This is a genomic window from Pseudomonas sp. SWRI22 (assembly GCF_014268395.2).
Lineage (GTDB): Bacteria > Pseudomonadota > Gammaproteobacteria > Pseudomonadales > Pseudomonadaceae > Aquipseudomonas > Aquipseudomonas paracarnis.
In genome coordinates this window covers 114710-128169 of sequence record NZ_JABWQK020000002.1, presented here as the reverse complement: position 1 = coordinate 128169, position 13460 = coordinate 114710, and the positions used below count along the sequence as shown (strand labels likewise).

Below are 13460 nucleotides of genomic sequence, written 5' to 3'. Positions count from 1 at the left end.
TTAACCTGATACACCGCAATCACAGGCAAGCCAGCTCCCACACTTGGGTGCATTTCATGGCTGATAATGTGTAAACCTTCCCACCAGAAAACTGCAGCATGACCGGCAAACCCCAATCCTCCTCCAAAATCGCCCAAGTCCTCTTTGGCCTGCTGGCCTACGTCAGCCTGGGGATCGGCTTGGTGGCGATTGTGATACCGGGGTTGCCCACCACCGAATTCATCTTGCTCGCCGCCTGGGCCGCCACCAAAAGCTCGCCGCGCCTCAGCGCCTGGCTGGAAAACCACCGCCTGTTCGGGCCGATCCTGTCCAACTGGCGCAATGGCAAGATCATCGCCCGCCGCGCCAAGGTCAGCGCCACCGTGAGCATGTTGCTGTGCGCCGTGCTGATGCTGGTGATGCTCGATCACGGCTGGCCGGTGTACCTGGCAATTGCCGGAATGAGCCTGGGCAACCTGTGGATCTGGTCCCGTCCCGAGCAGCTCGCACGCCCCGTATAACGGCCGATGTAGGCATTTTCCTACCGCTCATCGCCTATTGCTCATGAATTGATTTGTGACGCCGATGTTTCAGGTACGGCGCCGAATGGACTTGGCTCTTCTGCGTGCATTCCAACAAGTCCATTCGTGAGTGAACCTATGTTCGACACCCTCTCCATCCGCTTGAAAATCGTGTTGCTGTCCGGCCTGTGTCTGCTGGGTGTGATTGCACTGGTGGTCGGCATCAATATCTACAACACCAACCAGAACGATCGGCTGGTCAGTGATTCAAGCTCACGAATGCTCACCGCCAGCGTGGAGCAGTTGCTGCAATCCAAAGCGGCCGAACAGGCCGGCCACTTGCAGCAGACCTTCGGCGAAAACCTGCTGGTGGTCACAGCCCTGGCCGACCAGATCAAAGACCTGCGTCAGTTGGGCATCCAGCGTTCCCTTGAAGCCGGGGCCCTGCGTGAAGAGCTCAACCGCAGCGTCAAAACCGCGTTCGAGCGCAACACCAAGGTGCTGGGCATCTGGTTATCGTTCGAACCCAACGGGCTGGATGGCAAGGACAGCGAATTCATCGACGACAAGGCACGCGTCTCCAATGAAAAAGGCCGGTTTTCCAGCTACTGGAGTCGTGCTGGCGGCGAAGGCCAGAACACCATCATGGTCGAAGATGACCTGACCAAGACCACCCTCAACCTCAGCGGCACGCCCTACAACATCTGGTATACCTGCCCACGAGACACGCGCAGTACGTGCCTGCTGGACCCGTACGAAGACACGGTGGCCGGCAAACCGGTACTGATGACCACCATTTCCCTGCCGCTGATCGTCGACGGCAAAGTCATCGGTGTCGTCGGCGTGGACATCGCCCTCACCGCCCTGCAAGCGACCACCGATGCTGCGCAGAAAGACCTGTTCAACGGTGCCGCCCACCTGGAGATTCTGTCCAGCACCGGCCTGATCGCCGCCTACAGTGGTGAGCCGGGCAAAGTTGGCAAGAACCTGATCGACAGCATCGGCGCCGAAGGCAAGGAGATCGTGCAACTGCTGGCCAATGACCGGCCGGTTATCCGTGAACAGGACGACACCATTCGTGCCGTGTACCCCCTCAAGCCGATTGCCGGTGCCAAGTCCTGGGGCGTGGTGATCAAGCTGCCTAAAGCGGTGATGCTGGCCGACAATGAAAAACTCCAAGCCGTGCTCGACGAGGCCCAGGCCACGGGCACGCTCAAAGCCTTGCTGGTGGCCGCCGCCGCTGGCCTGCTGGGCTTGCTGTTGATCTGGCTGACCGCTACTGGCGTGACCCGCCCTATCAATAGCGTGGCCGCCATGCTCAAGGACATCGCCAGCGGTGACGGCGACCTCACCCAGCGTCTGGCCTACGCCAAGAAAGACGAACTGGGCGAGCTGGTGAACTGGTTCAACCGCTTCCTCGACAAGCTGCAGCCGACCATTGCACAGATCAAGCAAAGCATCACCGAAGCTCGTGGGACGGCCGATCAGTCGTCCGCAATTGCGCGCCAGACCAGCGAAGGCATGCAGGTGCAGTTCCGTGAAATCGACCAGGTCGCCACCGCGTCGAACGAAATGAGCGCCACCGCCCACGACGTGGCCAACAGCGCCTCCAATGCCGCCAGCGCGGCACGCGGCGCCGACCAGTCGGCTCGCGAAGGCATGTCGATCATCGAGCAGAGCACCCGCGATATCACCACCCTGGCCGACGAAGTCAGCAAAGCCGTGGGCGAAGTCGAAGCCCTGGCGGTCAACAGCGAGCAAATCGGTTCAGTGCTGGAGGTGATCCGCAGCATTGCCGAACAGACCAACCTGCTGGCGTTGAATGCGGCGATTGAAGCGGCACGCGCCGGAGAAAGCGGACGTGGTTTTGCGGTGGTGGCCGACGAGGTGCGCAATCTGGCCAAACGCACCCAGGACTCGGTGGAGGAAATCCGCCTGGTGATCGAGCGTATCCAGAGCGGCACCCGTGGCGTCGTGGCGACCATGCACTCCAGCCAGCACCAGGCGCAGAGCAATGCCGGGCAGATCCATCAAGCCGTGCAAGCCCTGGGCAAGATCAGCGACGCGGTCACGGTGATCAGCGACATGAACCTGCAAATCGCCAGCGCGGCCGAACAGCAGAGCGCGGTGGCCGAAGAGGTCAACCGCAACGTCTCGGCGATTCGCACCGTGACCGAAACCCTGACCGGCCAGGCTACCGAGTCGGCGGCGATCAGTAGCCAGCTCAATGCGCTGGCCAGCCAGCAGATGAAGTTGATGGATCAGTTTAGGGTCTGACTCGGTTCTGAAACATTGCCCCCTGTAGGAGCGAGCTTGCTCGCGAAAAACGTCAACGATAACGCGTGCTATCTGAATAAACGCGGCGCCTTTGAGTTCTTCGCGAGCAAGCTCGCTCCTACATATAGAGCAGGACGGTGGTGAATTACCGGCCGGGCCAGGCCTGGACGAACGGCGTCAGGTCTTCCTTCGGCGCCGTACGCGGTGGGTTCTGCGGCGTGCCTAGGTAGAGAAAGCCAATCACTTCTTCATTCGCCGCCAACCCCAGGCCTTTAGCTACATGGGCTGAGTAGGACAATTCGCCGGTACGCCACACCGCACCAATACCCTGGGCGTACGCCGCCAGCAGAATGCCGTGGGCCGCACAGGCGGCGGCCAGCAATTGCTCGGACTTGGGCACTTTGAAATGCTCTTGCACACGTGCAATCACCACCACCACCAGCGGCGCACGCAGCGGGCCGTTCTGGGCCTTGTCGATGGCGGCTTGCGGTGCGTCGGCGTCTTGCAGACGAGCGGCTTCGGCCAACAGCGTGCCCATCTGTTCACGGGCGCAGCCTTCGACGGTGAGGAAACGCCACGGGCGCAGTTGACCGTGATCGGGCGCGCGCATGGCGGCGGCGAACAGCAGGTCGCGCTGCTCCTGGGTCGGTGCCGGGTCGAGCAAACGGGGCACGGAAACACGGTTGAGCAAAGCGTCGAGAGCCTGCATTGGCCACCTCCATAAAAAAATGTGCAGCCATTCTAGCGGGAAAGAATCGGGATGCCACCAAACGATAATTGCTCTTATTCAATCTGCCCTGCCCTGTTAGACTTTGCGCCTTAATTTTCTGCCCTCGTCCAGGAATCTCGATGTTCCGTGCGCTTTTGTACCTGCCTGCAGCGTTGATGGCTTTAAGCCTGACTGCTTGCGATGACGCCCCTCGCTTCACGAAAGCAGAGCCGGGTGAATCGCGGGCCGGTGGCGCGGCGACGGTAAACAAGCGCGACCAGAACGCCTTTTCCTTGCCCTCGGCCAACCTGGCGCCGACGCGGCGCCTGGACTTCAGCGTCGGCAACAGTTTCTTTCGCAACCCGTGGGTGATTGCGCCGTCCACCACCACGGCGCGCGATGGCCTGGGCCCGCTGTTCAATACCAACGCCTGCCAGAACTGCCATATCAAGGATGGCCGTGGCCACCCGCCGCTGCCCGACGCGCCCAATGCCGTATCGATGCTGGTGCGCCTGTCCATCCATCCCTCTATTACAGAGCAGCCAGCCTACGCCAAGCTCATCGAACAGATCGGCGTGGTACCCGAGCCGGTCTACGGCGGGCAACTCCAGGACATGGCGGTGCCTGGCGTTGCGCCGGAAGGCAAGGTGCGGGTCGACTACACACCGGTCAACGTCAGGTTCAAGGACGGCACGCTCGTTGAATTACGCAAGCCCGACCTGCAGATCACCCAACTCGGCTACGGCCCGATGCACCCCGACACACGCTTCTCGGCGCGTATCGCCCCGCCGATGATCGGCCTGGGCCTGCTCGAAGCGATCAGCGATGCCGATATCCTGCGCAACACCGACCCCAAGACCGCCGACAAAGAGGCCATCCTGGGCCGCGCCAATTGGGTCTGGGATGACGCTCAGGCCAAAACTGTCCTCGGGCGTTTTGGCTGGAAAGCCGGGCAGCCCAACCTCAATCAACAAAACGTTCACGCGTTTTCTGGTGATATGGGCCTCACCACGTCCCTGAGACCCTTCGATGACTGCACCGACGCCCAAGTGGCCTGCAAACAGGCGCCCAACGGCAATGGCCCGCAGGGTGAACCGGAAGTCAGCGATAACATTCTGCGCCTGGTGCTGTTCTACACCCGCAACCTCGCGGTGCCCGCACGTCGGGACGTTGATACGCCGCAAGTGCTGGCCGGCAAGAACCTGTTCTACCAGGCCGGTTGCCAAGGCTGTCACAAGCCCAGCTTCACCACCGCCGCCAATGCCGCCGAACCTGAACTGGCCAACCAGTTGATCCGCCCTTACAGCGACCTGCTGCTGCACGATATGGGCGAAGGCCTGGCCGACAACCGTAGCGAATTCAAAGCCACCGGCCGCGACTGGCGCACCCCGCCGCTGTGGGGTATCGGCCTGACGCAAACCGTGAGTGGTCACACCCAGTTCCTGCATGACGGCCGCGCCCGCAACCTGCTTGAAGCCGTGCTGTGGCATGGCGGTGAAGCTCAAGCGGCGCAGCAACATGTGTTGTCGTTCAATGCCGAGCAGCGTGCCGCGTTGCTGGCGTTCCTGAATTCTTTATAAGCTTTGCCCCACTTACAGAAGGGAGCTCGACATGTTTCGTCCCAAGTTGTTGTTCACCAGCCTCGCCGCCCTGGCCTTGGGTGCCTGCTCGCCCCAAGACCCGCAAGCAGTGACCTCGGCAGCCATCGCCAAACAAGTGATCCTGCCAACCTATAGCCGCTGGGTTGAGGCCGACCGTCAACTGGCCGTCAGCGCCCTGGCCTACTGCCAAGGCAAGGAAAGCCTGGACACCGCCCGCGCCGACTTCCTGCACGCGCAAAAAGCCTGGGCCGAGTTGCAACCGCTGCTGATCGGCCCGCTGGCCGAAGGCAACCGGGCGTGGCAGGTGCAGTTCTGGCCAGACAAGAAGAACCTGGTCGGCCGCCAGGTCGAGCAACTGGTCAGTGCACAGCCGCAGATCGACGCCGCGGCCCTGGCGAAATCCAGCGTGGTGGTGCAGGGCCTGTCGGCCTACGAATACATCCTCTACGACGCCAAGCCCGACGTCGCCGACGAAGCCCAGAAAGCCCGCTATTGCCCGTTGCTGATGGCTATCGGCGAGCGCCAGAAAGTCCTGGCCGAAGAGATCCTGGCCAGTTGGAACAGCACCGACGGTATGCTCGCGCAAATGACCAAGTTTCCGAACCAGCGCTACGCTGATTCCCACGAAGCCATCGCCGATCTGCTGCGCGTGCAAGTGACCGCCCTGGACACCCTGAAGAAAAAACTCGGCACCCCAATGGGCCGCCAGACCAAGGGCATCCCGCAACCGTTCCAGGCCGATGCCTGGCGCAGCCAGTCGTCCCTGCAGAGCCTGGAAGCCAGCCTCGCCGCGGCTCAGACCGTGTGGGTAGGCGTCGATAACAAAGGCCTGCGTGGCCTGCTGCCGGCGGACCAGAAGCCACTGGCCGAGAAAATCGACGCCGCCTACGCAGCGTCGCTGAAACTGTTCGCCAGCAACCAGCGCACCCTCAACGAACTGTTGAACGACGACGCCGGGCGCCAGCAACTCAACGACATCTACGACAGCCTCAACGTAGTCCACCGCCTGCATGAAGGTGAACTGGCCAAGGCGCTGGGCGTCCAACTGGGCTTTAACGCCAACGACGGTGACTGATGATGCTCAGGCGACAGGCTTTGGCGGTGGGCAGCGTGCTGCTCAGCGCTATCACCTTGGGTGGCTGGACGCTGTTCAAGCACAAAGACAAAGGCCCGCTGCTGCTGTCGGCCCGCGATGATGCCGACGGCAAGCACTACGCTGTCGGCTATCGCCTGGACGGCAAGCCGGTATTTGCCACTCAGGTCAGCCAGCGCTGCCATGACATCATTAACCACCCGACGTTGCCGATTGCGTTGTTCGTCGCCCGTCGCCCAGGCACCGAGAGCTACCTGATCGACCTACGCGATGGCAGGCTGCTGCAAACCATCACCTCGAACGCCAACCGCCATTTCTATGGCCATGCGGTGATCCACAGGAGCGGTGACTGGCTGTACGCCACCGAGAACGACACCTCCGACCCTGGCCGCGGCCTGTTGGGTGTGTATAAGTTCGAAGGTGAGCGGCTGGTGCACAGCGGCGAGATATCCACTCACGGCATCGGCCCGCATCAAGTCTCGTGGATGCCCGACGGCGAGACGCTGATCGTGGCCAACGGTGGCATTCGCACCGAAGCCGAAAGCCGGGTAGAAATGAACCTCAACGCCATGGAGCCGAGCCTGGTGCTGATGCGCCGTGACGGCGGTCTGATCAGCAAGGAAACCCTGGCCCAGCAGATGAACAGCGTGCGGCACATGGGCATCGCCAGCGATGGCACCATCCTCACCGGGCAACAGTTCATGGGCCCGTCCCAGGAGCGTTCCGAGTTGTTGGCGATCAAGCGACCGGGGCAGCCGTTCGTGGCGTTCCCGGTGGCTGACGAACAGTTGCAGGCGATGGGGCATTACACCGCCAGCGTGGCAGTGCACAGCGAACTGCGCCTGGTGGCGTTGACAGCACCTCGTGGCAATCGCTTTTTTATCTGGGACATGGACACCGCCGAACTGCGCCTGGATGGGCCCTTGCCTGACTGTGCGGGGGTGGGTGCGGTGGCGGATGGATTTGTGGTGACATCCGGTCAGGGCCGTTGCCGCTTCTATGATTGCCGCCAGGAAAAGTTACTGGCAACACCACTGGAGTTACCGGCGGGGTTCTGGGATAACCACCTGCACCTGGTCTAAAGACCGACGACATCAAAATGGCTGATCGTTCCCACGCTCTGCGTGGGAATGCAACCCGTGACGCTCTGCGTCACTGGCGCTAACGGACGAGACGCAGAGCGTCTCAAGAGGCATTCCCACGCAGAGCGTGGGTACGATCATGAACGCGCCCATCCTGGATGAACGTGTCGTCTGCGGTTTTTTCGCGAGCAAGCTCGCTCCTACAGTTAAAGCATCAGGCGTAAAAAAAGGGCCTCGCATCGCAAGGCCCTTCTCGGGGGTTTGAACGTTTCAACTTTGCGGCCTCATCGCTTGAGACATGCCGAACATGAATAACAACAGTTCATGGTCGGGCTTGGCCGCCACACTCGTCTTGGCAATGCGTGGCAGCAGGCATTGCCCGCCACCGTCTAACGCACTCAACACTTGTGTACGAGGTTGTTCCCATACCGCCAGGGCCAGGGCTGCAACACCCAATGCCCCGACGAGAAACAAACCTCGTGCTATTTCTAGCTTCATCTGGTTAAACCCTTGATAGCGCTGCCAAACGCCGTCTCGTAAAAGTAGCTGAGTTTTTTCCAGTCGGTATCATTCCACGACGAATGGCGACGCAATTGCAGCATGTCGTGGGACGCGGCCCGATAAGCGGTCAGGCGCTGGCGGCATTTCTCAAAGTCCAGCAGGGCCACTTCCACAGTCGCCGCATCAGGCTCACCGGTCACCCGCACGAAAATGTGCTTGATATACAGGCAACCGTGTTGCCAGCGGCCTTTGTGCATACGGGCCAAGGTGCCGGCCAACTCTTGCAGCAGGCGCTCGTGGACCGCCTCGCCATACTGTTCGCGGCCACCGGCGGCGTACCAGTTTTCAATCTCGTCGAAACCGTCCAGAGACGCGGTGACCAACAGGGCTTTCCATTGGTGCTCCGGGTCGCGACGTGCTTCGCAAAACACCAGTTCCGGCACACGCACATCCAGCAAACGCAGGCCTTTGAGGGCATCGCGTTCACGCAGCACGGTCGGACGCCCAAAGGGGTGCAGCCAGCTACGGTAAATGTGGCCGGTCTGGCGCTTGCAATAGAGCAAACGGCCGTTAGGGCTTATCACCCGTTGCACGCCACTTTCACCACCACGTCGGCGGTTGGGTTCTTCAACCCACTCACCCTGTTGACGCCAGAAAAAATCAAATCGTTCTTCGGGAGCTACATGACTGCCTACTACGCACTCAACTGCCATCCTGTTACCTCTTGCGCAATACATACACTCGCCACATGGCGTAGAGCGGTATGAAGTCCAGGGATTCCTGAACACGGAAACCGGCCTGCTCGAATTCTGCCTCGACAGTAGCAGCCGGTAACACAAACCGGTTTTGGTAACCTTCTTGCTCACCTTTTTTGCGACGACGCACTTCGCTGCGCTTGCGCTTCCAGGCCTTGAAATTGCCGTCTACCCACAGCGAAATAATCACGCTGTCGCGGGTAACACGTTGAAACTCGCGAAGTATTGTCAGCCTGTGCTCTGGCTCACCGATGTGGTGCATCAAGCGCATGCAAAAAATACTGTCGACGGAGTTATCTGGCAAATCGATATCAAAGGCAGAGGTCTGCAAAGGGCGTACCCGTTTCACCACCTCTGCCGGTTGGGCTGCGGTGGCGATCTTCAACATCGACGCCGAATTGTCAGCTCCGATAATCACACGGTTGGGTTTTTCGGCCAGCAACGGCCAGAAACGTCCAGCACCACACGGCAGGTCCAACACCAGCCCCGGCTCGCCGGCCATGGCCAGCGCACCGCGCGCCAACTGCTCGTCGCGCTTGTGGGACAACCGGCGCGCCAGATTGTCCTGATGCTTGAGCAAATATTTCTGGGCGTGTTGATCGTCGTACTTGTCAGAAAATTCCAGCTTGATCGGGGAAGGCATCTTACGTCTCCAGTAACTGATGCCTACGACCTTAAGCAGCGAACTGTGATCAACAGGTCAACTCGTTGTGAAAATCTTGTCCTGTCCAATTGCATACATTTCAAGACTTTACAGAAACATTCAGTAGCACCGGGCCATCTTCGCCGAAAAGCACGCAGTCTGCATCAGCAAAACGACAGACTGAAGGGTCAGGTTTTGACTGGGTTGAGTTCCACATGAAAACGGCAGCCATTAGGCTCCATGGTGCTCAGGCTCACGCTCCAACCCTGGCTTTCGCAAATCCGCTGCACCAGTGACAGGCCGAGGCCAAGGCCCTCGCCACGCTTCTCGCTACCGCGCACGAACGGCTCGAACATCGCTTCGCGCTTCTCTTCGGGGATGCCGACACCGGAGTCCTCCACTGTGAAACCACTGGGCTCCAGGGTCAGGCGGATAAACCCGTGCTCGGTGTAATGCAGTGCGTTGCGCAGCAGGTTGCCCATCACCGCATGCAAGAAGGTGGTGTTGTAGCAGGTGTCCAGGGGGTTGCCTGGCAGGTAGATCAACGTCAGGCCTTTTTTCTCGATGGGCTCGCGCCAGATACCGAGCAGGTCTTCGGCCACCTGGGTGAGGTTGCCTTGGGGCGAACTGGCGGCATCGTCGTGTTTGGCGCGGGCCAGCATCAGGAAGGTTTGCACCAGTTCGCGCATTTCTTCACAGGCACGGGCAATTCGTTCTACCTGATTGCGACCGCGCTGATCGATGGCCGGGTTTTCGCGCAACAGTTCGCAGGAGCTGGCCAGGACCATCAAGGGCGTGCGCAACTCATGGCTCACATCGCTGGTAAACAATTGCTCACGTGACAGCGCCTGGCGTAAACGCCCCAGGGTGGCGTCGAACGCTACCGCCAGTTCGCCCACTTCATCGGCGGCGTAATCCGGCGCCAGGGGCGGTGCCAGGCCCAACAGTTGGTCACGATGACGGACCTGGCGGGCCAGGCGCACCACCGGCGCCATCACCTTGCGGGCCAGCACCCAGCCGAGGAACGCCGCCAGCGCCAGGCTGAGTACGAACCCCACCAGCACCACCGCAAACAGCACGCGCTCACGCTCTTCGAAATCGCTCTGGTCTTGCAGCAATACATAACGCCGGCCGTCGACCACTTCGACCATGGCGTGGTACGACAGCGCCTCGCGAAACACCTCATGGAACCCCGGGTCCAGATGGCGCAGATCCTTGGGCAGTTCAAAATCGCCACGCCCGCCGCTGAAATAGAACAGCTGGTCCGGCTCAGGCCGGTGGCTCCAGTCTTCAACGCTGTCCATCAGCAACAGGCGCTGCAGGTCACCGCCCAGGCCAGCCGAGATCAACTTCTCCTCCACCAGGTGCACCGTCGCGATGATGCCGATGGCGAAGGCCCCCGCCACCAACGCACTCATCAAGGCGAAGGCGATGATGATGCGTTGGGCAAGGCTTTGCTTAAACTCCATCACGACCCTCGGCCAGGCGATAACCCACACCGTGCACCGTTTGCAGTAGCGGTTTGGCGAAGGGCTTGTCGATCACTTGGCGCAATTGATGAACGTGGCTGCGCAGGCTGTCGCTGTCCGGGCAGTCGTCGCCCCACAGGGCTTCCTCGAGAATTTCCCGGCGCAGAACGTGCGGGCTTTTTTGCATCAGCACGGCGAGCAGTTTCAGGCCCACGGGGTTGAGCTTGAGCAAGCGCCCTTCGCGGGTGACTTCCAGCGTATCGAGGTCGTAGTTCAGGTCACCCACTTGCAGGGCACGACGCCCGCCACCCTGGGCACGGCGCAACACCGCTTCGATACGCGCAGCCAGTTCCGACAAGGCGAAGGGTTTGAGCAGGTAGTCATCGGCGCCAGACTTGAAGCCCTGCAGCCGGTCGTCCAGTTGATCGCGAGCGGTAAGCATGATCACCGGCGTGTCGCGGCGCGCGTCTTCGCGCAGGCGTTTGCACAGGGTGTAGCCATCGATGCCGGGCAACATGATGTCGAGCACGATCAGGTCGTAATGCTCGGTGGCTGCCAGGTGCAGGCCCGACAAACCGTCCTGCGCACAGTCCACTGTGTAGCCTTTGAGCCCCAGGTAATCGGCCAGGTTGGCGAGGATATCGCGGTTGTCTTCAACCAATAGAATTCGCATGGGCAGTGTCTCCGTACGCGGTAACGGCCGTGTTGGCTCGCGCAGCTTAAGGCCAAGCGGGGCTCAGGGATAGAGCGCAGAGCCCCGCCGATAAAGCTTTTCAACTGTTTTTAGAGCCAAACAAGTTTTTCACTATAGCTTCACAAACTGACTACAGCCTCAGGAAGAAGATCGCCCCCCATTGATCTAAGGAACATAGACATGGGTTTTTTCAAAACCGCGCCAATGCGTTATTTGCTGTTGATCACCGGGGCCTGGTTAGTGGTTTTCCTGCTCACCCGCAGTGTGCTGCTCATCACTCACCTGGATGAAGTCGGCGGCAACCTGCTGCCGGTGTTTGGCGTAGGTGTGCTCTACGACCTGGCCTTCCTCGCCTATGCAGCCTTGCCGCTTGGCCTGTATTTGCTGCTCTGCCCACCCGCCCTGTGGCGCCGCCGTGGCCATCGCTGGTTCCTGCAAGCGGTGCTGACCGTCAGCCTGTTCGCCATGCTGTTCACCTCGGTAGCCGAATGGTTGTTCTGGGATGAGTTTGGCGTGCGCTTCAACTTTATCGCCGTCGATTACCTGGTGTACTCCGATGAGGTACTGAACAACCTGCTGGAGTCTTATCCGATCGGCAAGCTGCTGAGCCTACTGGCAATGCTGGCGCTGATTCTGAGCGTGGCTCTGCGCAAACCCTTCAATGCCGCGATGGCAGCGCCATTGCCTCCACTGCGTGGCCGTGTGATCAACGCCCTGGGCCTGCTGGTGCTCGCCGGCCTCAGCCTGCAACTGGTCAGCCAGGACAGCCCGCGCACCCAAGGCGGCAACGCGTACAACAACGAATTGGCCAGCAATGGCCCCTATCAGTTCTTTGCCGCGTTCCGTAACAACGAACTGGACTACACCCAGTTTTACAAAAGCCTGCCGACCGACGTCGTCGCCAAGCAGTTGCGCGCCGAACTGAGTGAACCCAACGCCCGCTTTATCGACCAGGACCCGCTGGATATTCGCCGTGCCATCACCAACCCCGGCACACTGCGCAAGCCCAACATCGTACTGGTGACCATCGAGAGCTTCAGCGCCAAGTACATGGGCAGTAATGGCGATACGCGCAACCTCACGCCCAATCTGGATGCGTTGCGCCAACAGAGCCTGTACTTCAATAACTTCTACGCCACCGGTACACGCACCGACCGCGGCCTGGAAGCCATTACCCTGGCAGTCCCGCCGACGCCGGGGCGTTCGATCGTCAAGCGCATCGGCCGCGAAAGCGGGTTCGCCAGCCTGGGGCAACAGCTCTCGGCCATCGGTTATGACAGCGTGTTTGTCTATGGCGGGCGCGGTTACTTCGACAATATGAACGCGTTCTTCAGCGGCAACGGCTATCGGGTGGTGGACCAGAGCAGCGTGCCAGAGTCGGAGATCTCGTTCAAAAACGCCTGGGGCATGGCCGACGAAGACCTGTTCAAACAGACCTTGAAACTGGCCGACGCCGACTACGCCAAGCAACAGCCGTTCCTGCTGCAACTGATGACCACCTCCAACCACCGTCCTTATACCTACCCGGACGGGCGCATCGACATCAAATCCGGCAAGGGTCGCGACGGCGCGGTGAAATATACCGACTACGCCATCGGCCAGTTCCTTGAGGCAGCGCGCCAGAAGCCGTGGTTCGATAACACGATCTTCGTGTTCGTCGCCGACCACACCGCCGGCAGCGCGGGCAAGGAAGACTTGCCTATCACCAACTACCAGATCCCGCTGTTTATCTACGCGCCCAAGCTGATCGACGCACGGGAATCCGCCCAACTGTCCAGCCAGATCGACCTGGCGCCAACCTTGTTGGGCCTGCTCAACCTGAGCTACGAATCGACATTCTTTGGCCGCAACCTGCTGCAAGACAACCCATTACCTCCACGGGTGGTGGTGGGCAATTACCAGCATCTGGGTCTGTTTGATGGCAAGGACCTGGCAATCCTCAGCCCGCGCCAAGGCTTGCGTCGCCACGACCAGGCACTAGGCGAGAGCCAGGAGCTGCGCGTTGGTAGCGATGACCCCTTGATTCAACGGGCGATCACCTACTACCAGGCCGCCAGTTACGACTACAAACAGCAACTGCTGAGCTGGAAAGCGCCCAAGGAAGAGGCACCAGTCTTAAGCAAACGCTAATCAAAA

General features: G+C 60.4%; 12 protein-coding genes. 6 read left to right on the top strand and 6 right to left on the bottom strand.

The features are described 5' to 3' along the window. Window positions 1-98 precede the first annotated feature (98 nt). Window positions 99-500 (top strand): YbaN family protein, encoded by a 402-nt coding sequence (locus tag HU730_RS17930; RefSeq protein ID WP_014719757.1) that lies wholly within the window; start codon window positions 99-101, stop codon window positions 498-500. A 138-nt stretch (window positions 501-638) separates the two neighbouring features. Further along, window positions 639-2777, top strand: a complete 2139-nt coding sequence (locus HU730_RS17925) for a methyl-accepting chemotaxis protein (RefSeq protein WP_186527671.1) — start codon at window positions 639-641, stop codon at window positions 2775-2777. Window positions 2778-2922: 145 nt separating this feature from the next. Here the strand turns inward: HU730_RS17925 and HU730_RS17920 are convergent, their stop codons facing one another. Next, the gene (locus HU730_RS17920; RefSeq protein ID WP_034128618.1) at window positions 2923-3486 is read right to left on the bottom strand and encodes an NAD(P)H nitroreductase; all 564 of its coding nucleotides are present in this window, start codon (window positions 3484-3486) and stop codon (window positions 2923-2925) included. 140 nt (window positions 3487-3626) lie between these two features. Here HU730_RS17920 and HU730_RS17915 point away from each other — a divergent pair, with 140 nt between their 5' ends. The 3 genes from HU730_RS17915 to HU730_RS17905 are packed head-to-tail and all read left to right on the top strand — an operon-like array spanning window position 3627 to window position 7262. Further along, window positions 3627-5066: a di-heme oxidoredictase family protein gene (locus HU730_RS17915; RefSeq protein ID WP_181123948.1), complete on the top strand. Its 1440-nt coding sequence runs from the start codon at window positions 3627-3629 to the stop codon at window positions 5064-5066. A 31-nt stretch (window positions 5067-5097) separates the two neighbouring features. Next, window positions 5098-6162, top strand: a complete 1065-nt coding sequence (locus tag HU730_RS17910) for an imelysin family protein (protein ID WP_020301348.1) — start codon at window positions 5098-5100, stop codon at window positions 6160-6162. 2 nt (window positions 6163-6164) lie between these two features. Continuing rightward, a complete protein-coding gene (locus HU730_RS17905; protein ID WP_186527685.1) occupies window positions 6165-7262 on the top strand; it encodes a DUF1513 domain-containing protein in 1098 nt (365 codons plus the stop codon). Window positions 7263-7532: 270 nt separating this feature from the next. Here HU730_RS17905 and HU730_RS17900 read toward each other — a convergent pair whose 3' ends face one another. The 5 genes from HU730_RS17900 to colR form a co-directional block, all read right to left on the bottom strand. Continuing rightward, complete coding sequence (locus tag HU730_RS17900) at window positions 7533-7760, bottom strand: hypothetical protein (RefSeq protein WP_186527670.1); 228 nt, start codon at window positions 7758-7760, stop codon at window positions 7533-7535. After that, entirely contained in the window at window positions 7757-8476 is a 720-nt protein-coding gene (locus tag HU730_RS17895; RefSeq protein WP_019817333.1) for a lipopolysaccharide kinase InaA family protein, read from the bottom strand. Before HU730_RS17895 ends, HU730_RS17900 begins: the two co-directional genes overlap by 4 nt. Before the next feature lie 4 nt (window positions 8477-8480). Next, window positions 8481-9161 carry a class I SAM-dependent methyltransferase gene (locus HU730_RS17890; protein ID WP_003193934.1) on the bottom strand — a complete coding sequence of 227 codons (681 nt, stop codon included), beginning with the start codon at window positions 9159-9161 and terminating at the stop codon, window positions 8481-8483. Window positions 9162-9349: 188 nt separating this feature from the next. Continuing rightward, window positions 9350-10630, bottom strand: a complete 1281-nt coding sequence (locus HU730_RS17885; protein ID WP_054897666.1) for a HAMP domain-containing sensor histidine kinase — start codon at window positions 10628-10630, stop codon at window positions 9350-9352. Then, window positions 10620-11303, bottom strand: coding sequence for a two-component system response regulator ColR (gene colR / locus HU730_RS17880; RefSeq protein WP_003208587.1), 684 nt, complete (start codon window positions 11301-11303; stop codon window positions 10620-10622). The genes HU730_RS17885 and colR overlap by 11 nt, the downstream gene beginning before the upstream one ends. Before the next feature lie 201 nt (window positions 11304-11504). Here colR and HU730_RS17875 point away from each other — a divergent pair, with 201 nt between their 5' ends. Beyond that, entirely contained in the window at window positions 11505-13454 is a 1950-nt protein-coding gene (locus tag HU730_RS17875; protein WP_186527669.1) for an LTA synthase family protein, read from the top strand. Window positions 13455-13460: the final 6 nt, after the last annotated feature.